Below are 23,758 nucleotides of genomic sequence, written 5' to 3'. Positions count from 1 at the left end.
GCCTTTTTTACTTTTGTTACTGATTTGTAAAAGCTATTTGCAGGCGTCCGCCAGACCGTCGAGATAACGTTCTGCGTCCAGGGCGGCCATACAACCTGTACCCGCTGAGGTAATCGCCTGACGATAAATATGGTCCATCACGTCGCCGGCAGCGAACACACCAGGAATGCTGGTTTGTGTCGCATTGCCGTGAATACCGGACTGAACTTTGATATAGCCGTTTTCCAGTTCAAGTTGACCATCGAAAATAGCCGTGTTCGGGCTGTGGCCGATGGCGATAAACAATCCGGCGACGTCAAGAGATTCAACGTTGTCAGTATTTTGTGTATCGCGCAGACGCAATCCGGTTACACCCATTTGATCGCCAGTCACTTCTTCCAGTGTGCGGTGCGTGTGCAGCACGATGTTGCCGTTTTCAACTTTATCCATCAAACGTTTGATGAGGATTTTCTCGGCACGGAAACTGTCGCGGCGGTGAATCAAGTGAACTTCGGAGGCGATATTCGCCAGGTATAACGCTTCTTCCACCGCGGTATTGCCGCCGCCGATCACCGCAACTTTTTGGTTACGATAGAAGAAACCGTCGCAGGTTGCGCAGGCGGAAACCCCGCGGCCTTTAAAGGCTTCTTCTGAAGGTAAGCCCAGATAGCGTGCTGAAGCACCAGTGGCGATGATCAGTGCGTCACAGGTGTACTCGCCGCTGTCTCCGGTGAGACGGAAAGGGCGGTTTTGTAGATCTACCTTGCTGATGTGATCGAAGATGATCTCCGTTTCAAATTTCGTTGCGTGCTCGTGCATGCGTTCCATCAGCAGCGGGCCAGTGAGATCGTTTGGATCGCCAGGCCAGTTCTCCACTTCTGTTGTGGTGGTCAGCTGACCGCCTTTTTCCATACCGGTAATCAGCACCGGCTGCAGGTTTGCGCGCGCAGCATAGACGGCAGCGGTATAGCCCGCAGGGCCTGAACCCAGAATAAGAAGTTTACTGTGTTTGGTCGTGCCCATGAGATCCCCATAGTTGTTGGTAGGCAATGGGCAGGATTGTAGGGAATTTGCAGACGTAAAAAAAGAGTATGGCGATTTTGTTAACAATATGTGTAATAGCGGAAACCGATGATGGGCAAAATTGAGGGTAATGCGCTTCCCTAATTTATTCGAGTTGGGGGGCCGCGTGAAGCCAACGCACCGGCGACGTGAACTATGACGGGGATATAATGATTTCTACTTAAAATCGGTCAGTTATAAGGTGATAAAATGACGATTTTCCATCACTCCCAATGAATAACTGGCATGTTGTACTAAAAATCGATGTTTTGCTTTGACAATCACCTGCTGTTTTGCGAAAACATTCAAGGAAGAAAAAAACTGTGTCATGTATATGCTGCATAATCATGCATGTAGATACCATGTTTACCGGGTTAGTGAAATCTACGCATGGTGTGGACAGATGCCATTCGTGATGTCGATAGCCGCCGACAGGCAACGGTCTTCTCACCATAAACCCAGGCATTGCGCACCGTAAATCCCTCTGGGTTGCGGTTTATTGTGATGGGTAGCGACTCTGAACAGTGATGTTAGTAGAGTCAGGCAGGAGTAGGGAAGGAATACAGAGAGACAATAATAATGGTAGATAGTAAGAAGCGCCCTGGCAAAGATCTCGACCGTATCGATCGTAACATTCTTAATGAGCTGCAAAAGGATGGGCGTATTTCTAACGTCGAGCTTTCTAAACGTGTGGGACTTTCACCAACGCCCTGCCTTGAGCGTGTGCGTCGGTTGGAAAGACAGGGTTTTATTCAGGGCTATACAGCGCTGTTGAACCCGCATTATCTGGATGCATCACTTCTGGTTTTTGTTGAGATTACTCTGAATCGTGGCGCCCCGGATGTGTTTGAACAATTCAACTCTGCAGTACAAAAACTTGAAGAAATTCAAGAGTGTCATTTAGTTTCCGGTGATTTCGACTATTTGCTGAAAACACGCGTACCGGATATGTCGGCATACCGTAAGCTGTTGGGGGAAACCCTGCTGCGTCTGCCTGGCGTGAATGACACACGTACTTACGTGGTAATGGAAGAAGTCAAACAGAGCAATCGTCTGGTAATTAAGACGCGCTAACACGGAACAGGTGCAAAATCGACGCAGTTTGATTACACTCCTGTTAATCCATACAGCAACAGTGCCGGGGTAACCCGGTGCTGTTGTCCGTTTTAGCATCGGGCAGGAAAAGCCTGAAACCTGGAGAGCCGTTTTTGAGCCAGGAATACACTGAAGACAAAGACGTCACATTGACGAAGTTAAGCAGCGGGCGCCGACTTCTGGAAGCGTTGCTGATTCTTATTGCCCTTTTTGCCGTCTGGTTGATGGCTGCCTTACTCAGCTTTAACCCTTCGGACCCTAGTTGGTCGCAAACCGCATGGCACGAACCTATCCATAATCTGGGAGGAATACCCGGAGCATGGCTGGCGGATACGCTGTTCTTCATTTTTGGTGTCATGGCTTACACTATCCCCGTGATAATCGTCGGCGGCTGCTGGTTTGCCTGGCGACATCAGGCCAGCGACGAATACGTCGATTACTTCGCCGTATCGCTGCGTATTATTGGCGTTTTGGCGCTGATTCTCACATCTTGCGGGCTTGCCGCAATCAATGCCGATGACATCTGGTATTTTGCCTCTGGCGGGGTTATTGGCAGCCTGCTCAGTACTACGCTGCAACCCCTGCTGCACAGCAGTGGCGGTACGCTTGCGCTGTTATGTATCTGGGCCGCGGGTTTAACGCTGTTTACTGGCTGGTCATGGGTGAGCATTGCCGAGAAACTGGGTGGCTGGTTACTGAATATCCTGACATTTGCCAGCAATCGTACTCGTCGCGATGATACCTGGGTCGATGACGAAGAATATGAAGATGATGAAGAGTCTGTCGACGCCGTTGATGGCACCCCACATGGATCTCGACGGGCACGTATTCTGCGCGGAGCGTTAGCGCGCCGTAAACGTCTGGCAGAGAAGTTCACCAATCCACTTGGACGTCACACTGATGCCGCGCTGTTCTCCGGCAAGCGCATGGATGATGAGGATGAAATTGAATACAGCGCGCGTGGCGTTGTAGCCGATCCTGACGATGTGTTGTTTTCTGGCAACCGTGCCACATTACCTGAATATGATGAATTCGACCCGCTATTAAACGGCCATTCAGTGACTGAGCCGGTCACCGCCGCAGCGGTCGCCACTGCCACTGCGGCAACTCAGGCCTGGAGTGCGCCAGTCGACCCGCTGTTGCAAAATGCGCCAGTACCGGGAACCGTTTCAGAGCAACCCACTCCCGCGGTGGCATGGCAATCCGCACCGGCTCCGCAAACCGGTGAAGCGGTTATCGCACCAGCGCCGGAAGGTTACCCTCAGCCCGTTCAGTACGCGCAGCCTCCGGTTCAGCCTTATGAACCCTGGCAGCAACCTGCCCCGGTTGAACCGCAGATGCCTTATTCTGTACCGCCAGTTGCCGAAGCTGGCTATGAACAGCCGACGATGCCGCAACCGGCAATGCCGTGGCAAGCACCTGAGTCGGTGGTGGAACACGCCTGGCAACCAGAACCGGTTTACCAGCAGAATGCGCCGCTTGAACCGCAGCCTGTCTATCAGCAAGACTCCGTGCAGCAACAACACGTGGTTCATCAGCAGCCGGTGGTGGAACAGTCGCCGGTTGCCGAGCCTGAACCTGTCGTTGAAGAGGTGAAGCCTGCGCGTCCACCTCTCTACTATTTTGAAGAAGTGGAAGAAAAACGTGCGCGTGAGCGTGAACAGCTAGCTGCCTGGTATCAACCGATTCCAGAACCCGCACAAGAGCCTGAGCGGGTGAAATCCGCTGCACCGTCTATGCCAACAGCATCCATACCTCCCGTTGAGTCTGTGGCTGCTGCAGCGCCGCTGGCTGCTGGGGTGAAAAACGCTGCATTGGGTGCCGGTGCAGCCGTTGCCGCACCGGTATTTAGTCTTGCTGGGAGCGGTGCGCCGCGTCCGCAGGTGAAAGAGGGAATTGGCCCGCAACTGCCGCGCCCTAATCGTGTGCGTGTCCCGACACGCCGAGAGTTGGCTTCATATGGCATTAAGTTGCCGTCACAACGTATGGCGGAAGAGAAAGCGCGCGAAGAGCAGCTTGATACGGATGCGCAATACAGTGACGATGAAATTGATGCCATGCAGCAGGATGAACTGGCGCGTCAGTTTGCCCAGTCGCAGCAGCACCGCTATGGCGAAGAGTATCAGGATGACACAGCGCATGCTGATGACGAAGATTCAGCCGCAGAAGCGGAACTGGCGCGTCAGTTCGCTTCTTCTCAACAGCAACGTTATTCCGGCGCACAGCCTGCCGGGGCAAATCCATTCTCGCTTGATGATTTTGAATTCTCACCAATGAAAGCGTTAGTGGATGAGGGGCCGCATGAGCCGCTGTTTACCCCCAGCGTGATGCCGGAACCTGCGCCACAGTATCAACAGCCTGTCGCACCGCAGCAGCATTACCAGCAGCCGCCGCAGCCTGTCGCACCGCAGCAGCATTACCAGCCGCCGCCGCAGCCTGTCGCACCGCCGCAGCATTATCAGCAGCCATCGAAGCCTGTCGTACCGCAGCAGCAATATCAGCAGCCGCCGCAGCCTGTCGCACCGCAGCAGCAATATCAGCAGCCGCCGCAGCCTGTCGCACCGCCGCAGCATTATCAGCAGCCATCGCAGCCTGCCACACCGCCGCCGCAGGAAAGCCTGATCCATCCATTATTGATGCGTAATGGCGACAGCCGCCCTGTACAGCGTCCGACGACGCTGCTGCCATCACTGGATCTGCTCACCCCTCCACCGGCGGAAGTTGAGCCAATAGATACATTCGCGCTGGAGCAAATGGCGCGTCTGGTGGAAGCGCGTCTGGCCGATTTCCGTATTAAAGCCGATGTGGTGAACTACTCGCCCGGGCCGGTCATTACCCGTTTTGAGCTAAATCTGGCACCGGGTGTTAAAGCTGCGCGTATTTCTAACCTTTCCCGGGATCTGGCGCGCTCGCTTTCAACCGCGGCAGTTCGTGTAGTGGAGGTTATTCCAGGTAAGCCGTATGTCGGACTGGAGTTACCGAACAAAAAACGCCAGACCGTCTATCTGCGTGAAGTACTGGATAACGCAAAATTCCGTGATAATCCGTCACCGCTTACTGTCGTTCTCGGCAAGGACATTGCTGGTGAACCTGTGACTGCCGATTTGGCGAAGATGCCGCATCTGTTGGTGGCAGGTACCACGGGGTCAGGTAAATCTGTTGGGGTCAACGCCATGATCCTCAGCATGCTCTACAAAGCGCAGCCGGAAGATGTTCGCTTTATCATGATTGACCCGAAAATGCTGGAACTTTCAGTGTATGAAGGCATTCCGCATCTGCTGACCGAAGTTGTGACCGACATGAAAGATGCTGCCAACGCCTTGCGCTGGAGCGTCAATGAAATGGAACGTCGCTACAAGCTGATGTCGGCGCTGGGCGTGCGTAACCTTGCGGGCTATAACGAGAAGATTGCGGAAGCAGATCGTATGGGACGTCCAATCCCGGATCCGTACTGGAAACCAGGCGATAGCATGGATGTCACTCATCCGGTGCTGAAAAAAGAGCCGTATATTGTGGTTCTGGTTGATGAATTTGCTGATCTGATGATGACTGTCGGTAAAAAAGTGGAAGAACTGATTGCCCGTCTGGCGCAAAAAGCGCGTGCGGCAGGTATCCATCTGGTGCTGGCGACCCAGCGTCCGTCGGTTGACGTTATCACTGGGCTTATCAAAGCAAATATCCCGACGCGTATAGCGTTTACTGTGTCGAGTAAGATTGACTCACGTACCATTCTTGATCAGGGTGGTGCTGAATCCCTGTTGGGCATGGGTGATATGCTCTATTCTGCGCCAAACTCAACGATTCCGGTGCGTGTACATGGTGCTTTTGTGCGCGATGAGGAAGTTCATGCGGTCGTCCAGGACTGGAAAGCGCGTGGTCGTCCACAGTACGTTGAAGGCATCACCTCAGACACCGAGAGTGAAGGTGGTGGCGGTGGTTTTGACGGTGGGGAAGAGCTGGATCCGTTGTTCGATCAGGCGGTGAATTTTGTTACCCAGAAACGCAAAGCCTCCATCTCCGGCGTCCAGCGCCAGTTCCGCATTGGTTATAACCGTGCGGCGCGCATCATCGAACAGATGGAAGCGCAGGGAATTGTCAGTGAGCAGGGACATAATGGCAATCGTGAAGTGCTGGCTCCACCGCCCTTTGATTGATTGCAAAGTTAAGTAATTCAGTATTTTCTACTTTCCTCATGCTGATTTTTGGCCTGAAATGGATAGCAGAAGGAGCTCCCCGTTGGGAGTGACGTATTTTGAGGAATAACGATGAAAAGAATCGCAATCACCTGTGCATTACTATCGAGCTTTGTGGTGAGCAGCGTTTGGGCTGACGCCGCCAGCGACCTGAAAAGCCGTCTGGATAAAGTCAGCAGCTTCCACGCCAGTTTTACCCAGAAGGTAACGGATGGTAGCGGCGCAGCGGTGCAGGAAGGCCAGGGTGATTTATGGGTTAAACGTCCGAATCTGTTTAACTGGCATATGACACAGCCTGACGAAAGCATTCTGGTCTCAGATGGTAAAACACTGTGGTTTTTCAACCCGTTTGTTGAGCAGGCGACGGCGACCTGGCTGAAAGATGCCACGGGTAACACGCCGTTTATGCTGATTGCGCGTAACCAGTCCAGCGACTGGCAGCAGTACAATATTAAGCAAAACGGCGATGATTTTGTGCTGACGCCCAAAACCAGCAGCGGTAACCTGAAGCAGTTTACGATCAATGTTGGGCGGGACGGGACGATCCACCAGTTTAGCGCCGTTGAACAAGACGATCAGCGCAGCAGCTATCAGCTGAAATCGCAGCAGAACGGCGCTATTGAACCTTCCAAATTCACCTTTACCCCGCCGCAAGGTGTAACGGTTGACGATCAACGTAAGTAGAGGCGTGTGAGTGAGCAATCTGTCGCTCGACTTTTCTGATAATACTTTTCAGCCACTGGCCGCGCGTATGCGGCCAGAAAATTTAGCGCAGTATATCGGCCAGCAGCATTTGCTGGCTGCGGGTAAGCCCTTGCCGCGCGCCATCGAGGCCGGGCACCTGCACTCCATGATTTTATGGGGGCCGCCGGGGACGGGCAAAACCACGCTTGCCGAAGTTATTGCCCGTTACGCCAACGCCGATGTTGAACGCATTTCGGCGGTTACGTCTGGTGTAAAAGAAATTCGTGAAGCTATTGAGCGTGCGCGTCAGAACCGTAACGCTGGTCGGCGTACGATCCTGTTTGTGGACGAAGTTCACCGTTTTAATAAAAGCCAACAGGATGCGTTTTTACCGCATATTGAAGACGGTACCATCACGTTTATTGGCGCGACCACTGAAAACCCCTCGTTTGAGCTGAACTCGGCGCTGCTGTCGCGGGCGCGCGTTTACTTACTGAAATCGTTAACCACCGACGATATTGAACAGGTGCTGGACCAGGCGATGTCAGATAAAGCGCGGGGTTATGGCGGCCAGGACATCGTTTTGCCGAACGAAACGCGTCGGGCGATTGCTGAACTGGTAAACGGTGACGCGCGGCGGGCGTTAAATACGCTGGAAATGATGGCCGACATGGCCGAAGTGGATGACAGCGGAAAACGCGTTTTACACGCTACATTACTGACTGAGATTGCCGGTGAACGTAGCGCGCGTTTCGATAATAAAGGCGATCGTTTTTACGACCTGATATCAGCATTACATAAGTCGGTCCGCGGTAGTTCGCCGGATGCGGCGCTTTATTGGTATGCGCGTATCATCACCGCTGGCGGCGACCCGCTGTACGTTGCCCGTCGCTGTCTGGCGATTGCCTCTGAAGATGTGGGCAATGCCGATCCTCGCGCCATGCAGGTGGCAATTTCTGCATGGGATTGTTTTACCCGCGTGGGGCCAGCGGAAGGTGAGCGCGCGATTGCTCAGGCGATTGTCTATCTGGCCTGTGCGCCGAAAAGTAATGCGGTATACACCGCCTTTAAAGCCGCGCTGGCTGATGCCCGGGAACGTCCGGATTACGACGTGCCGGTCCACCTGCGCAACGCGCCGACGAAGCTGATGAAAGAGATGGGTTATGGCCAGGAATATCGCTACGCCCATGATGAGCCAAATGCCTACGCTGCCGGAGAAGAATACTTCCCGCAGGAAATGGCACAAACGCGCTATTATCGTCCCACAAACAGAGGTCTTGAAGGCAAGATTGGCGAAAAGCTCGCCTGGCTCGCCGGACAGGATCAAAATAGCCCTATAAAACGCTACCGTTAGTGTTATCGTTGCGGTAATGTTGTCTCTGTATCCCTGTGACCGCAGGCTGTGGTCACTTTCTCCTATTTTAATTCGATAAGCACAGGATAAGCATGCTCGATCCCAATCTGCTGCGTAATGAGCCAGACGCAGTCGCAGAAAAACTGGCAAGCCGGGGCTTTAAGCTGGATGTAGATAAGCTGCGCGCTCTTGAAGAGCGTCGTAAAGTTCTGCAGGTACAAACTGAAAACCTGCAGGCAGAGCGTAACTCTCGATCGAAATCCATCGGCCAGGCAAAAGCGCGCGGGGAAGATATCGAGTCTTTACGTCTGGAAGTGAACAAACTGGGCGAAGAGCTGGATGCCGCGAAAGCTGAACTTGATACCTTACAGGCCGAGATCCGCGACATTGCGCTGACCATTCCCAACCTGCCAGCGGACGAAGTTCCGGTGGGTAAAGATGAAAATGACAACGTCGAAGTCAGCCGCTGGGGTACACCACGCGAGTTCGATTTCGAAGTGCGCGATCACGTTACTCTGGGTGAAATGCACACGGGGCTTGATTTCGCCGCGGCGGTTAAGCTGACCGGCTCTCGTTTCGTTGTTATGAAAGGGCAGATTGCGCGTATGCACCGTGCGCTGTCTCAGTTCATGCTGGATCTGCACACTGAACAGCATGGTTACAGCGAAAACTACGTTCCGTATCTGGTTAACCATGACACGCTGTACGGCACAGGCCAACTGCCGAAATTTGCTGGTGACTTGTTCCATACGCGTCCGCTGGATGAAGAAGCTGACAGCAGCAACTATGCGCTGATCCCAACGGCAGAAGTGCCGCTGACCAACTTGGTACGTGACGAAATCATCGACGAAGATGCGCTGCCGATCAAAATGACTGCGCATACGCCATGCTTCCGTTCTGAGGCTGGTTCTTACGGTCGTGATACCCGCGGTCTGATCCGTATGCACCAGTTCGATAAAGTTGAGATGGTGCAGATTGTTCGTCCAGAAGATTCGATGGACGCGCTGGAAGAGATGACTGGTCATGCTGAGAAGGTCCTGCAACTGTTGGGTCTGCCGTATCGCAAGATCATCCTGTGCACAGGCGACATGGGTTTCGGCGCATGCAAAACCTACGATCTGGAAGTGTGGATCCCTGCACAGAATACCTATCGTGAAATTTCCTCCTGCTCCAATGTGTGGGATTTCCAGGCTCGCCGTATGCAGGCGCGTTGTCGTAGCAAATCTGACAAGAAAACACGTTTAGTGCATACGCTGAACGGTTCTGGTCTGGCTGTGGGACGTACGCTGGTTGCCGTTATGGAAAACTACCAGCAAGCTGATGGCCGTATTCAGGTACCGGAAGTATTACGTCCGTACATGAATGGCCTGGAATTCATCGGTTAAGTCATTTTTCCTTGCTAAAAAAGCGCCTCAGGGCGCTTTTTTTACGCCCGTTTGATGCCGGACAATAACCCTTACTCTATTAGTGGTAATACTGCCTTCGAATGAAAGTCAGTATTTATCTCTGTCTTTGCATAAATTCGCTATATAACGGTCTGTATAACGATAATGTCGATATATAAACGACTATACAACGAACATTCCCTTTTTGTTTATTGTGAGCAGCAGAGTGAGCCACTATGAAAACTAAGATCCCCGATGCTGTGCTGGCTGCTGAGGTGAGTCGTCGCAGTTTGGTAAAAACGACGGCGATAGGCGGACTGGCGGTGGCCAGTAGCGCGTTTACCCTGCCATTTACCCGTATCGCAAATGCCGCAGAAGCCCTCAACCCGCCACCGATCAATGAGAAAGTGATCTGGAGCGCGTGTACGGTAAACTGCGGCAGCCGTTGTCCGCTGCGTATGCATGTCGTAGACGGTGAAATCAAATATGTCGAAACCGACAACACCGGCGATGACAACTACGACGGTTTGCACCAGGTACGCGCCTGTCTGCGAGGTCGCTCCATGCGTCGTCGAGTTTATAATCCCGATCGTCTGAAATACCCAATGAAGCGTGTCGGCAAACGCGGCGAAGGTAAATTTGAGCGCATCAGTTGGGATGAAGCCTACGATATCATCGCCAGCAATATGCAGCGTCTGATTAAAGACTACGGTAACGAGTCTATCTATCTGAACTACGGTACCGGCACGCTGGGCGGCACGATGACGCGCTCATGGCCGCCGGGTAAAACGCTGGTGGCACGTTTAATGAACTGCTGCGGCGGTTACCTGAACCACTATGGGGACTATTCTTCTGCGCAAATCGCGGCAGGACTGAACTATACCTATGGCGGATGGGCAGACGGTAACAGCCCGTCTGACATTGAAAACAGTAAGCTCGTTGTCTTGTTTGGTAATAACCCAGGCGAAACCCGGATGAGCGGTGGTGGGGTGACCTATTACCTTGAACAGGCGCGGCAGAAATCTAATGCCCGCATGATCATAATCGATCCCCGCTACACGGATACCGGTGCGGGACGCGAAGATGAATGGATCCCCATTCGACCGGGTACAGATGCAGCGCTGGTTAACGGTATTGCCTATGTGCTGATCAGCGAGAATATGGTTGATCAACCGTTCCTCGATAAGTACTGCGTGGGCTATGACGAAAAAACCCTCCCGGCGGGAGCGCCGAAGAACGGTCACTATAAGGCGTATATTCTCGGTCAGGGTAAAGACGGTATCGCGAAGACCCCGGAATGGGCTGCGCAGATAACCGGTATTCCTGCTGAACGAATTGTTAAGTTGGCGCGTGAAATTGGTAGCGCGAAACCCGCTTATATTAGCCAGGGCTGGGGGCCGCAGCGTCACGCTAACGGTGAGATTGCGACCCGTGCCATTTCGATGTTGGCCATTCTGACCGGCAACGTTGGGATCAACGGCGGCAACAGCGGCGCACGCGAGGGATCATACGATTTACCGTTTGAGCGTATGCCAACGCTGGAAAACCCCATCGAAACCAGTATCTCAATGTTTATGTGGACGGATGCGATTGAGCGTGGTCCGGAAATGACGGCGCTGCGCGACGGTGTTCGTGGTAAGGATAAGCTCGACGTTCCGATTAAGATGATCTGGAACTATGCCGGTAACTGCCTGATTAACCAGCACTCTGATATCAACCGCACGCATGAAATCCTGCAGGATGATAAGAAGTGTGAAATGATCGTCGTTATCGACTGCCATATGACCTCCTCGGCGAAATATGCCGATATTCTACTGCCGGACTGCACGGCCTCTGAGCAGATGGACTTTGCGCTGGATGCATCTTGCGGGAATATGTCCTACGTGATTTTCACCGATCAGGCGATCAAACCGCGCTTTGAATGCAAGACTATCTACCAAATGACCAGCGAGCTGGCGAAACGCCTTGGCGTCGAGCAACAGTTCACGGAAGGCCGTACTCAGGAAGAGTGGATGCGTCATCTGTATGAACAGTCGCGCAAGGCTATACCGGAACTGCCGACATTTGAAGAGTTCCGTAAGCAGGGCATCTTTAAGCAGCGTGATCCTGAAGGACATCACGTGGCATATAAAGCATTTCGTGAGGACCCCAAAGCCAATCCGCTTACCACACCGTCAGGCAAGATTGAAATTTATTCTCAAGCGCTGGCAGACATCGCCGCAACCTGGGAACTGCCGGAAGGCGATGTGATCGATCCATTACCGATTTATACACCGGGCTTTGAAAGCTTAAACGATCCACTGGTGGAAAAATTCCCTCTGCAATTAACGGGCTTCCATTATAAATCTCGCGTCCACTCGACCTATGGCAACGTTGATGTTCTGAAAGCGTCCTGTCGCCAGGAAATGTGGATTAACCCGATGGATGCGCAACGGCGGGGTATTAACAACGGTGACAAGGTACGTATCTTTAACGACCGTGGAGAAGTGCATATTGAGGCTAAAGTTACCCCACGTATGATGCCTGGCGTTGTAGCGCTGGGCGAGGGCGCCTGGTATGACCCGGATGTGAAACGTGTGGATCAGGGCGGTTGTATTAACGTGCTGACGACCCAGCGACCTTCTCCTCTCGCTAAGGGGAACCCATCACATACGAACCTTGTTCAGGTTGAAAAGGTGTAAGGAGTAACCGATGACAACCCAGTATGGATTTTTTATTGATTCCAGCCGTTGCACCGGTTGCAAAACTTGCGAACTGGCCTGCAAAGACTTCAAAAATTTAACGCCGGACGTCAGTTTCCGCCGTATTTACGAATACGCCGGCGGTGACTGGCAGGAAGATAACGGTGTCTGGCACCAGAACGTTTTCGCCTACTACCTCTCCATTGCGTGTAACCACTGTGAAGACCCGGCCTGTACCAAGGTGTGTCCAAGCGGCGCGATGCACAAACGTGAAGATGGTTTTGTGGTCGTGGATGAAGACGTGTGCATTGGCTGTCGCTATTGCCACATGGCCTGCCCGTATGGCGCACCGCAATACAATGCCGCCAAAGGACACATGACCAAGTGCGATGGCTGTCATGAACGTGTTGCTGAGGGTAAGAAACCCATCTGTGTCGAATCCTGCCCGCTGCGTGCGCTGGACTTCGGCCCGATAGAGGAACTGCGTAAAAAACACGGCACCCTGGCCGCGGTTGCGCCGCTCCCTGGCGCGCACTTTACCAAACCGAGCATCGTCATCAAACCAAATGCCAATAGCCGCCCGACCGGGGATACCACGGGTTATCTGGCTAATCCGAAGGAGGTGTAAGATGGGAAGTGGATGGCATGAATGGCCGCTGATGATCTTCACTGTTTTCGGGCAGTGTGTTGTGGGTGGCTTTATCGTTCTGGCGCTGGCGCTGATGAAAGGCGACTTACGCCCTGATTCACAACAGCGTGTGATTGCCTGCATGTTTGGCCTGTGGGTATTGATGGGCATCGGTTTTATTGCTTCCATGCTTCATCTGGGCTCACCGATGCGGGCGTTTAACTCCCTCAACCGTGTCGGTTCTTCCGCGCTAAGTAACGAAATCGCCAGCGGCTCGATCTTCTTTGCCGTTGGCGGTATTGGCTGGTTACTGGCGGTGTTGAAAAAAATGTCGCCGGCATTACGCAATCTGTGGTTAGTTCTCACCATGGTGCTGGGCGTCGTTTTTGTCTGGATGATGGTGCGCGTATATAACACTATTGATACGGTGCCTACCTGGTATAGTGTCTGGACGCCGATTGGATTCTTCCTGACGTTGTTTATGGGAGGTCCGCTGCTGGGATATCTGCTATTACGCGTTGCCGGAATTGACGGCTGGGCGATGCGACTGCTGCCTGCTATTTCAGTGCTAGCGCTGGTCGTGAGCGGCATCATGTCCGTGATGCAGGGCGCCGAGCTGGCGACAATCCACAGCTCAATTCAGCAGGCATCTGCGCTGGTGCCCGATTACGGTTCGCTGATGGCATGGCGGATTGTGGCGCTGGCTTTAGCGTTATGCTGCTGGATTGTTCCGCAGGTGAAAGGCTACCAGCCGGCAATACCGCTGCTTTCCGTCGCGTTTATTCTGCTGTTAGTCGGTGAGCTGATTGGCCGCGGCGTGTTCTATGGTCTGCATATGACCGTCGGCATGGCGGTCGCCAGCTAACCTGAAAATGCCGAATGGCATCGCGATTGTCCGGCCTACACATTACAGTACTGAACGTGTAGGTCGGATAAGGCGTTAATACGGTCATCCCACAAATAAAAGATGCCGATTATCCATGAATTTTTTCGACTGAACGTAGCGGGGTAATTTTGTTTTAGATCAATTAAAACAAATAGATGTACTTTCCCATTTTTTATCAATCCGCATTAAGAATCAGTAATACGAATCGATCCCCCTGAAAGCGCCTCAGGCCCCTGATTGCGCCGATTGACAATGTTTTTTGCAGTGGCATGATGCGCATGAAATTTGAACTTCCTCACGGTTTTTATTCATGTCCACCTATACCCGTCCCGTTATGCTATTGCTGTGCGGGCTGCTTCTGTTGACCCTGGCGATCGCCGTGTTAAACACGCTCGTCCCGCTTTGGCTCGCCCATGAAAATCTGCCAACCTGGCAGGTAGGTGTGGTCAGTTCGTCTTATTTCACCGGAAATCTGGTTGGGACGTTACTGACCGGGTACTTAATTAAACACCTCGGTTTTAACCGCAGCTATTACATCGCTTCGCTTATTTTTGCCGCGGGCTGTGTCGGACTGGGCGTCATGGTAGGTTTTTGGAGCTGGATGACCTGGCGTTTTATTGCGGGTATCGGTTGTGCCATGATCTGGGTGGTGGTGGAAAGTGCGTTGATGTGCAGCGGGACGTCGCGTAACCGTGGACGCTTACTTGCCGCCTATATGATGGTCTATTACGTAGGGACGTTTTTAGGACAATTATTGGTCAGTAAAGTCTCGACAGAATTAATGAATGTTCTGCCGTGGGTGACCGGCACTATCCTTGCCGGAGTATTACCGCTGCTCTTTACCCGCATTGTGAATCAGCAGGGTGATGAACAACAGTCAACCCCCATTGTCTCTATGCTGAAGCTTCGCCAGGCTCGTCTGGGTGTGAATGGCTGCATTATTTCCGGGATTGTGCTGGGGTCGTTGTATGGCCTGATGCCGCTGTACCTCAACCATCAGGGTGTCAGCAATGCCAGCATTGGCTTCTGGATGGCGGTACTGGTCAGTGCAGGTATTCTGGGACAATGGCCAATTGGTCGTCTGGCCGATAAGTTAGGTCGCCTGCTGGTTTTGCGCGTTCAGGTCTTTGTGGTAATCGTCGGGAGTATCGCCATGCTGAATCAGGCGGCGATGGCACCCGCATTGTTTATGCTGGGCGCGGCAGGTTTCACCCTTTATCCGGTGGCGATGGCCTGGGCCTGCGAGAAAGTAGAACATCATCAGTTGGTCGCTATGAACCAGGCATTGTTATTAAGCTATACCGTGGGTAGCCTGCTTGGGCCGTCATTTACCGCCATGCTGATGCAAAATTATTCTGACAGTTTACTGTTTATAATGATTGCCAGCGTATCGTTTATTTATTTACTGATGCTGCTGCGTAAGACAGGGCATACACCGAATTCTGTGGCGCATATCTGAACAGGATAAAAACAGGTTCCCATACATGCTGTTTATGTATCCTTTATAGGAGCCTGTTTTATTTAATCATCGCTATTCTTTCCTGAAAATAAAATGTGCAGAAGATTATAGTTTTACATTCTGCCGTTTCCGCTTGGCCATTTTACCGCGCATAATTCCTCGCTTCATTTATTGATTATCAAAAGTAGCGTCTACGAAGGATCGCCAATGGCAAGTGTGCAGGAAAAACAATTGCGGTGGTACAACATCGCATTGATGTCTTTTATTACCGTATGGGGATTCGGCAATGTTGTAAACAACTATGCTAATCAGGGATTAGTGGTTGTCTCTTCATGGATATTTATTTTTGCCCTCTATTTTATCCCTTATGCACTGATTGTCGGACAACTTGGCTCCACGTTTAAAGACGGTAAAGGTGGGGTTAGTACCTGGATTAAACACACAATGGGACCGGGACTGGCTTATCTTGCAGCGTGGACCTACTGGGTGGTGCATATCCCTTATCTGGCGCAAAAGCCACAGGCTATTCTGATTGCTCTGGGATGGGCGCTGAAAGGCGATGGCTCGCTGATTAAAGAGTACACTGTGGTGGCGTTGCAGGGGCTGACGTTGGCGCTGTTTGTCTTTTTCATGTGGGTTGCATCCCGTGGCATGAAATCGCTTAAAATCGTTGGATCTGTTGCGGGGATCGCGATGTTTGTGATGTCCATTCTGTATGTCGTAATGGCCGTCACCGCTCCGGCGATTACTGATGTGCAGATCGCCACAACCAATATCACCTGGGAATCTTTTATCCCGCATATCGATTTTACCTATATCACAACGATCTCGATGCTGGTCTTTGCGGTCGGTGGTGCGGAGAAAATCTCTCCATATGTTAACCAGACGCGTAACCCTGGCAAAGAGTTCCCGAAAGGGATGTTAGTTCTGGCGGTTATGGTGGCGGTGTGTGCGATTCTGGGTTCTCTGGCAATGGGGATGATGTTTGACTCTCAGCATATTCCTGATGACTTAATGACTAATGGCCAGTATTACGCTTTCCAGAAGCTCGGGGAGTATTACGGCATGGGGAACACATTGATGGTTATTTATGCAGTTGCCAACACGTTAGGTCAAATTGCGGCTTTGGTGTTTTCTATTGATGCGCCGCTTAAAGTTTTACTGGGCGATGCCGATCGCAAATATATTCCTGAAAGCCTGTGTAAAACCAATGCCTCTGGAACACCGGTGAATGGTTATATTCTGACACTGGTGCTGGTGGCCATTTTGATTATGTTGCCAACCCTGGGGATTGGCGACATGAACAATCTCTACAAATGGTTGCTAAATCTCAACTCTGTCGTGATGCCATTGCGTTATTTATGGGTGTTTGTGGCGTTTATTGCTGTTATTCGCTTAGCGCAGAAATATAAGCCGGAATATGTCTTCATTCGTAACCGATCGCTGGCGATGACGGTGGGAATTTGGTGTTTTGCTTTTACCGCATTTGCTTGTCTGACCGGGATCTTTCCGAAAATGGAAGCCTTTACGCCAGAGTGGACATTCCAGCTCACGCTGAACATTGTGACGCCGTTTGTGCTGGTTGGACTGGGATTGATTTTCCCGCTGCTGGCAAGAAGAGGGCGTTAAAGGGAAATGTGGTGGGTAACAGGCTCGTTACCCACCACAAAGCTTAGTACATCACTTTGTGACCATACTGCTCAAGGATGCCTTTTACGCGTTCCATGGTCTCTTTTTTCGGCGGCTTCACGCCATCCAGTTTGTATTCTTCACCCATCGCCACCCATTTGTGTTTACCCAACTCGTGATATGGCAGCAGTTCAATTTTTTCGACATTGCCCATATCACGGGTAAATTCGCCCAAACGGTGTGCTGAATCATCATCATCGGACCAGCCAGGTACGACAACATAGCGGATCCACACCTTGATATCTTTGTTGGACAGGTAGCGGGCGAACTCCAGCGTGCGATGGTTAGATACGCCGACCAGGTTCTGGTGGATCTCGTCGTTCATTTGCTTGAGATCGAGCATCACCAGATCGGTCACTTCCAGCAACTCATCAATCACCGGGTCGTAGCGGCGGACAAAACCGTTAGTATCAAGGCAGGTATGAATACCTTCTTTCTTACAGGCACGGAACCAGTCACGGACGAATTCAGCTTGCAGAATGGCCTCTCCGCCGGATGCCGTTACGCCACCACCGGATGCGTTCATAAAGTGACGATAGGTCACGACTTCTTTCATTAATTCATCGACGGTGACTTCTTTACCGCCGTGCGTATCCCATGTGTCACGGTTGTGGCAGTACAGGCAGCGCATCAGGCAGCCCTGGAAGAAGGTAATAAAACGGATGCCCGGGCCATCAACAGTGCCACAGGATTCAAAGGAGTGAATGCGACCAATAACTGACATTGCGGTGTTTCTCCAGGTGTGGCCCATCCGGGGCCAGTGTTAGTGCACAGTTATTAACTGTGTCGAGTCTGTTTTGGCTGTTATCCATAAGTATAGATAGCTGACAAAGCAGGCTATTAAAAAGGCCCCACTTACGTGGAGCCTTTATTGTACGCTTTTTAAAGTACGATTTCAGTCAAAACCAATTACATGGTCTGAGTGAAGGTACGAGTAATAACGTCCTGCTGCTGTTCTTTAGTCAGGGAGTTAAAACGTACTGCGTAGCCAGAAACACGGATGGTCAGCTGCGGATATTTTTCCGGATGTTCCATCGCATCCAGCAGCATTTCACGGTTCATGACGTTCACGTTCAGGTGCTGACCACCTTCGATGGACGCTTCATGGTGGAAGTAACCATCCATCAGACCAGCCAGGTTGGTCTTACGAACTTCGTCGTCTTTACCCAGTGCGTTCGGAACGATAGAGAAGGTGTAAGAGATACCATCTTTAGCGTAAGCAAACGGCAGTTTAGCAACGGAGGTCAGAGAGGCAACAGCACCTTTCTGGTCACGGCCGTGCATTGGGTTAGCACCCGGTCCGAACGGCGCGCCAGCACGACGACCATCTGGGGTGTTACCAGTTTTCTTACCATAAACCACGTTAGAGGTGATGGTCAGAACAGACTGAGTCGGGATAGCGTTACGGTAAGTAGTCAGTTTCTGAATTTTCTTCATGAAACGTTCTACCAGGTCAACCGCCATGTCATCCACGCGAGAGTCGTTGTTACCAAACTGCGGGTATTCGCCTTCGATTTCGAAGTCGATAGCCAGACCGTCTTCGTCACGAATCGGTTTAACTTTCGCATATTTGATTGCAGACAGGGAGTCAGCAGCAACGGACAGACCAGCGATACCACACGCCATGGTGCGGATAACGTCACGGTCGTGCAGCGCCATCAGAGAGGCTTCGTAGCTGTACTTGTCGTGCATGTAGTGAATAACGTTCAGTGCAGTGACGTACTGTTTAGCCAGCCAATCCATGAAGTGATCCATGCGGTCCATAACTTCGTCGAAGTTCAGAACGTCGCCTTTGATCGGTTCAGATTTAGGACCAACCTGCATTTTCAGTTTTTCATCAACGCCACCGTTGATTGCGTACAGCATGGTTTTCGCCAGGTTTGCACGCGCACCGAAGAACTGCATTTGTTTACCAACAACCATCGGGCTTACGCAGCAAGCGATAGCGTAGTCGTCGTTGTTGAAGTCCGGACGCATCAGGTCATCGTTCTCGTACTGCAGAGAAGAGGTGTCGATGGACACTTTAGCGGCGAATTTCTTGAAGTTCAGAGGCAGTTTTTCAGACCACAGAACAGTGATGTTCGGCTCCGGAGAAGGACCCATGGTGTACAGGGTGTTCAGGAAGCGGAAGCTGTTTTTGGTAACCAGAGTACGGCCATCAACGCCCATACCACCGATTGATTCAGTTGCCCAAATCGGGTCACCGGAGAACAGTTCATCATATTCAGGCGTACGCAGGAAACGAACCATACGCAGTTTCATGACCAGGTGGTCAATCATTTCCTGAGCGTCTTGCTCGGTGATTTTGCCCGCTTTGATATCACGTTCGATGTAAGCATCCAGGAAGGTGGATACGCGACCGAAGGACATTGCTGCACCGTTCTGAGATTTAACCGCGGCCAGGTAGCCGAAGTAAGTCCACTGGATAGCTTCCTGAGCGTTGGTAGCCGGACCAGAGATATCGCAGCCATATTTAGCCGCCATTTCTTTGATCTGACCCAGAGCGCGGTGCTGTTCAGCGATTTCTTCACGCAGACGGATAGTTGCTTCCAGGTTTACGCCGTTTTCCAGATCGGACTGCAGAGAGACGAACTGAGCATATTTGTCTTTCATCAGGTAGTCGATACCGTACAGCGCAACGCGACGGTAGTCACCGATGATACGGCCACGGCCATACGCATCAGGCAGACCAGTCAGAACACCGGATTTACGGCAGTTCAGAATGTCTTTGGTGTAAACATCGAATACGCCCTGGTTGTGGGTTTTGCGGTATTCGGTGAAGATTTTTTTCAGCATCGGGTCCAGTTCGCGATTGTACGCTTTGCAGGAACCTTCAACCATTTTGATGCCGCCAAACGGAATGATCGCACGTTTCAGCGGAGCTTCAGTCTGCAGACCAACAATTTTCTCGAGCGCTTTGTTGATGTAGCCAGCGTCGTGAGAAGTGATGGTAGAAGCAACGGAGGTGTCAAAGTCAACAGGCGCATGAGTGCGGTTTTCCTGTTTAACGCCTTCCATCACGCTGTCCCACAGTGCAGTGGTCGCATCAGTTGCGCCAGCCAGGAAGGACTCGTCACCCTCATATGGAGTGTAGTTTTTCTGAATGAAGTCACGGACGTTTACTTCATTCTGCCAGTCACCTTTGGTAAAACCTTCCCAGGCTGTGGCTAACTTTTCATTAAGCTCGGACATGTAACACCTACCTTCTTAAGTGGATTTTTTATTTACTGCGTGTAATGGGCATCATCAGATTAATGATGATCGTTACCACGCAGGTAAATGACCCAGTATGTCAACCCGACCAACAAACCGCCGCCGATAATGTTACCGATCGTAACCGGAATCAGGTTATCGGTGATGAAATTCATCACGGTCAGGTGAGAAAAATTCTCCGGAGAAGAACCGACAGCGGTCCAGAATTCCGGGGTGGCGAAATCGCGTATTACGATACCCATAGGGATCATAAACATGTTTGCGATACTGTGCTCAAAACCGCTGGCAACGAACATTGCGACCGGTAATACCATGATAAACGCTTTGTCCATCAGGCTGCGGCCAGAGTAGCTCATCCATACCGCCAGGCACACCATCAGGTTAGCCAGAATACCAAGGCTTACAGCTTCAACAAAAGTATGGTGCACTTTGTGGTCGGCAGTTTGCAGGACGTTGAGCCCCCACGCGCCGTTGGCGGTCATATACTCGCCAGAAAGCCACATGAGTAACACAAAAATCAGCGCACCAATCAGGTTACCGACATAAACGTTAAGCCAGTTCTTCGCTAACTGACCCCAGGTAATACGACCACTGGCTTTAGCGACGACAATCAGTACGGTTGAAGTGAAGAGGTCAGCGCCGCAGACAACGCAAAGGATCAGCCCCAGGGAAAAGCAGATACCACCTACCAGCTTTGCCATGCCGAAAGGCATTGTGCCGGTACCGGTTGTGGCAGTGATATAGAAAACAAAGGCAATTGAAATGAACACACCGGCAGTAATTGCCAGATAGAACGTCTTAAGCGGATGTTTCGTTGCTTTATAGACGCCTGCTTCTTCGGCAACTTTGGCCATAGCAGCAGGAAGTATAAGATCAAAAGGGTTGTCAGCTTTCACACTAACTCTCTCTTTATTAAGTCGGCGACGAGATACTAACAAAGCATTATAGATGAGAATTTGATATAGATCATATCTCGCCTGGCTTATAGGCCCGCAAGGCGCATGGTTTTTATGCGATTACGGAGTAACTTGTTGATTATCCATATAAAAATAAATTTTAAAAATTATAAGGTGAGTTGAATTTTTTCTTTTTGTCTCCTGTCAGACAGTTAATTAAAATGGAGTAATTGAGATAAAAAAACACATTAATACGCTATTTTTTTTAATATCAACTACCAATATTTAACCTTGTTTTTACATTTATTTTCCGATTTGACCAAAATAAAAAACAGGGCGCTTAAAGCGCCCCGTAATATATCCCAGACAATATCTTTAGCCTACTTAGCGCAGGCTGACTGTCACTATTTTGACCAATGTGCAGCTTTCGCGCGTTGCAGCTTCTCATAGGCTTTCAGCAGAGACTGATGTGCCGGGAAAGCCTGCAGATCGCTATCAACGGTTTGCAGCCCGTAGAATGGCGCTTCGCCACTCAATGCCGCACTTGCCGCTTCAACCGCCTCGGCACCGTACATGCGGACAAACGCATTCAGATATTGCAGCGGCTGACGATCTTCTTCCTGAGAGAGCAGCAGTAGCGTTTGCAGACAGCGGTAGTAGTTGGCACGTTCAGCGCTAAAGACGGAGGCATTGAATTCCATCGTCCATTCCGTCCAGACCAGCGCCTGCTCCAGGTCGCCACCGGCCAGCGCCAGCATCACTTTTAGCTCGCCAATACGCAGGGTGTACCAACCGTTATCCGCGCCGGTTGCCAGACCAAGCAGTTCGCGTACGCGGGTGAAGTCGTCAAAGCCTTCTTCATCCAGCTGTTCGATCAGATTGAGATAGTCTTCTTTATCCCATTCACTGCCCGGCAGAGAGAGGATGGTGTCACGTAGATGGGCGCCCATGGCGTTGTTGGCTAACCACAGATCTTCAGCCGGGTAGATGTCAGACATTCCCGGAACAATAATACGGCAGGCGTAAACGCTCAGATGCTCATAGTCGGCGATGTAGACTTCCTTATCTTCCGCTTTGAAGATGGCCATCAGGGTGGCGAACTCTTCTTCTGTTGTACCGGAGAAACTCCAGTCAACGAACGGGTAATCGGCATCCTGCTTGAACAGATCCCAGGAGATCAGACCGCTGGAATCGATGAAGTGCGTTTCGAGGTTAGTGTGCTCAGCCACTTCTTCATCGTCGAAGGTTGGGGGAGTGAAGACATCAAGATCTTTCAGACCACGGCCCTGCAACAGTTCAGTGACGGTACGCTCCAGTGCAACACCGAAATCCGGGTGCGCACCGAAAGAGGCAAAACAGGTACCGTTAGCCGGGTTGAACAGTACAACGCAGATAACCGGGTATTTGCCGCCCAGCGAGCCGTCGTATGCGAAGATTGGGAATCCTTCGGCTTCCAGCTTTGCGATGGATTCAACGACTGCCGGGTAACGCGCCATCACTTCGGCCGGAATTTCCGGCAGGCTGATGCTTTCCGCGATAATGCGGTTCTTCACATAGCGCTCAAAAACTTCAGACAGCCCCTGAACGCGGGCTTCATTCGGTGTGTTACCCGCAGACATACCGTTAGATACGTACAGGTTACCGATAATGTTCATCGGAATGTAAACGGTCTGATTATCTGACTGACGGGTAAACGGCAGGCCGCAAACGCCGCGTTCTTCATTGCCGGATTGCAGATCGATAAGTATGCTGCCGGTCAGTTCATTGTCTGGATCGTAGAATGCACGCAGACGCGCATCCAGCAAACCTTCAGGTACGTCATCATCTTCTGTCAGTGGGAACCATTTTTCGTTCGGGTAATGTACGAACGGACCGTTGGCGATGGTGTCGCCCAGCCAGAAATCCGCAAAGAAGTAGTTAGTCGACAGACGCTCAAAATATTCACCCAGTGCGGAGGCCAGCGCCGCTTTTTTCGTCGCACCTTTACCGTTGGTAAAGCACAGCGCGCATTCTTTGTCGCGAATATGTACAGACCAGACGTTAGGAACGGGGTTCAACCATGAGGCTTCTTCAATTTGAAAACCGAGGTCGAGTAATTTTTGCTGGAAGCGAGCGATGGAATCTTCCAGTGCGGCATCTTTGCCGGGGATAAATGTTTGCGTCATGAAAATCACTTTTGTCGTACGGAAAGCGCGCAATGATACGGGTTTTCAATGAATGGCGCTATCGCCGCCGGAGCCTCGGCGTAAATAAAGCATTTGATTCACACCGTAGCGTGTTCAGTTGAATGTCTGCGGACTATCTGCTGAAGGGAAGGGGGGCTTCTTTCTTTATATATCTCTGCGCTATGCAAAACCAGAATGGTCGAAGGCCAGTCGGGCAAAACGGGCCACCTGATAGCGAAAATCTCGGTTTTTATCCGTCAATCCGATAGATTCTGTTGTGTGACGCATCGCTCATTTTTGCCCTGGTCGGTTTTACCCATTGCGGCGCGTGTCACTGAATGATAAAACCGATATCCACAGGAATAACTTATACCCAATGTCTGTCACAG

Annotated in this window: 15 protein-coding genes; 10 read left to right on the top strand and 5 right to left on the bottom strand. The window is 51.4% G+C overall.

The window, feature by feature from the left end; all coding sequences use genetic code 11:
- Positions 1-33: 33 nt before the first annotated feature.
- A complete protein-coding gene (trxB, locus tag I6L54_RS17310) occupies positions 34-1,002 on the bottom strand; it encodes a thioredoxin-disulfide reductase (RefSeq protein WP_040233936.1) in 969 nt (322 codons plus the stop codon).
- 618 nt (positions 1,003-1,620) lie between these two features.
- Between trxB and lrp the strand changes: the two genes are divergently transcribed.
- From lrp to I6L54_RS17260, 10 genes are all read left to right on the top strand, one after another.
- Positions 1,621-2,115 (top strand): leucine-responsive transcriptional regulator Lrp, encoded by a 495-nt coding sequence (gene lrp / locus I6L54_RS17305; protein WP_002439523.1) that lies wholly within the window; start codon positions 1,621-1,623, stop codon positions 2,113-2,115.
- A gap of 134 nt (positions 2,116-2,249) precedes the next feature.
- On the top strand, positions 2,250-6,290 hold the full coding sequence (gene ftsK / locus I6L54_RS17300; protein ID WP_040233938.1) for a DNA translocase FtsK: 4,041 nt from the start codon (positions 2,250-2,252) through the stop codon (positions 6,288-6,290).
- A 111-nt stretch (positions 6,291-6,401) separates the two neighbouring features.
- Positions 6,402-7,013 (top strand): outer membrane lipoprotein periplasmic chaperone LolA, encoded by a 612-nt coding sequence (gene lolA, locus I6L54_RS17295; RefSeq protein WP_040233939.1) that lies wholly within the window; start codon positions 6,402-6,404, stop codon positions 7,011-7,013.
- 10 nt (positions 7,014-7,023) lie between these two features.
- Positions 7,024-8,367 (top strand): replication-associated recombination protein RarA, encoded by a 1,344-nt coding sequence (gene rarA / locus I6L54_RS17290; RefSeq protein ID WP_040233941.1) that lies wholly within the window; start codon positions 7,024-7,026, stop codon positions 8,365-8,367.
- A 92-nt stretch (positions 8,368-8,459) separates the two neighbouring features.
- A complete protein-coding gene (gene serS / locus I6L54_RS17285) occupies positions 8,460-9,752 on the top strand; it encodes a serine--tRNA ligase (RefSeq protein WP_003836908.1) in 1,293 nt (430 codons plus the stop codon).
- Positions 9,753-9,988: 236 nt separating this feature from the next.
- Positions 9,989-12,433, top strand: coding sequence for a dimethylsulfoxide reductase subunit A (gene dmsA, locus I6L54_RS17280; RefSeq protein WP_005123571.1), 2,445 nt, complete (start codon positions 9,989-9,991; stop codon positions 12,431-12,433).
- Between the two features lie 10 nt (positions 12,434-12,443).
- Positions 12,444-13,061: a DMSO/selenate family reductase complex B subunit gene (locus tag I6L54_RS17275; RefSeq protein ID WP_005123570.1), complete on the top strand. Its 618-nt coding sequence runs from the start codon at positions 12,444-12,446 to the stop codon at positions 13,059-13,061.
- Position 13,062: 1 nt separating this feature from the next.
- Positions 13,063-13,926: a dimethyl sulfoxide reductase anchor subunit family protein gene (locus I6L54_RS17270; protein ID WP_005123569.1), complete on the top strand. Its 864-nt coding sequence runs from the start codon at positions 13,063-13,065 to the stop codon at positions 13,924-13,926.
- A 331-nt stretch (positions 13,927-14,257) separates the two neighbouring features.
- On the top strand, positions 14,258-15,406 hold the full coding sequence (locus I6L54_RS17265) for an MFS transporter (RefSeq protein ID WP_005123568.1): 1,149 nt from the start codon (positions 14,258-14,260) through the stop codon (positions 15,404-15,406).
- 207 nt (positions 15,407-15,613) lie between these two features.
- Entirely contained in the window at positions 15,614-17,035 is a 1,422-nt protein-coding gene (locus I6L54_RS17260; RefSeq protein WP_005123567.1) for an amino acid permease, read from the top strand.
- A 43-nt stretch (positions 17,036-17,078) separates the two neighbouring features.
- Here I6L54_RS17260 and pflA read toward each other — a convergent pair whose 3' ends face one another.
- The 4 genes from pflA to ycaO form a co-directional block, all read right to left on the bottom strand.
- Positions 17,079-17,819 (bottom strand): pyruvate formate lyase 1-activating protein, encoded by a 741-nt coding sequence (pflA, locus tag I6L54_RS17255; protein ID WP_003035751.1) that lies wholly within the window; start codon positions 17,817-17,819, stop codon positions 17,079-17,081.
- Between the two features lie 185 nt (positions 17,820-18,004).
- Positions 18,005-20,287, bottom strand: coding sequence for a formate C-acetyltransferase (pflB, locus tag I6L54_RS17250; protein ID WP_005123565.1), 2,283 nt, complete (start codon positions 20,285-20,287; stop codon positions 18,005-18,007).
- 59 nt (positions 20,288-20,346) lie between these two features.
- Positions 20,347-21,204 carry a formate transporter FocA gene (focA, locus tag I6L54_RS17245; protein ID WP_003831909.1) on the bottom strand — a complete coding sequence of 286 codons (858 nt, stop codon included), beginning with the start codon at positions 21,202-21,204 and terminating at the stop codon, positions 20,347-20,349.
- 404 nt (positions 21,205-21,608) lie between these two features.
- Positions 21,609-23,369, bottom strand: coding sequence for a 30S ribosomal protein S12 methylthiotransferase accessory factor YcaO (gene ycaO, locus I6L54_RS17240; RefSeq protein WP_040231802.1), 1,761 nt, complete (start codon positions 23,367-23,369; stop codon positions 21,609-21,611).
- Positions 23,370-23,758 lie beyond the last annotated feature (389 nt).

Origin of the sequence: Citrobacter pasteurii (genome assembly GCF_019047765.1) — a bacterium.
Classification (GTDB): domain Bacteria; phylum Pseudomonadota; class Gammaproteobacteria; order Enterobacterales; family Enterobacteriaceae; genus Citrobacter; species Citrobacter pasteurii.
The sequence above is the reverse complement of the archived record's forward strand: the minus strand, read 5'-3'. Positions and strand labels throughout refer to the sequence as shown.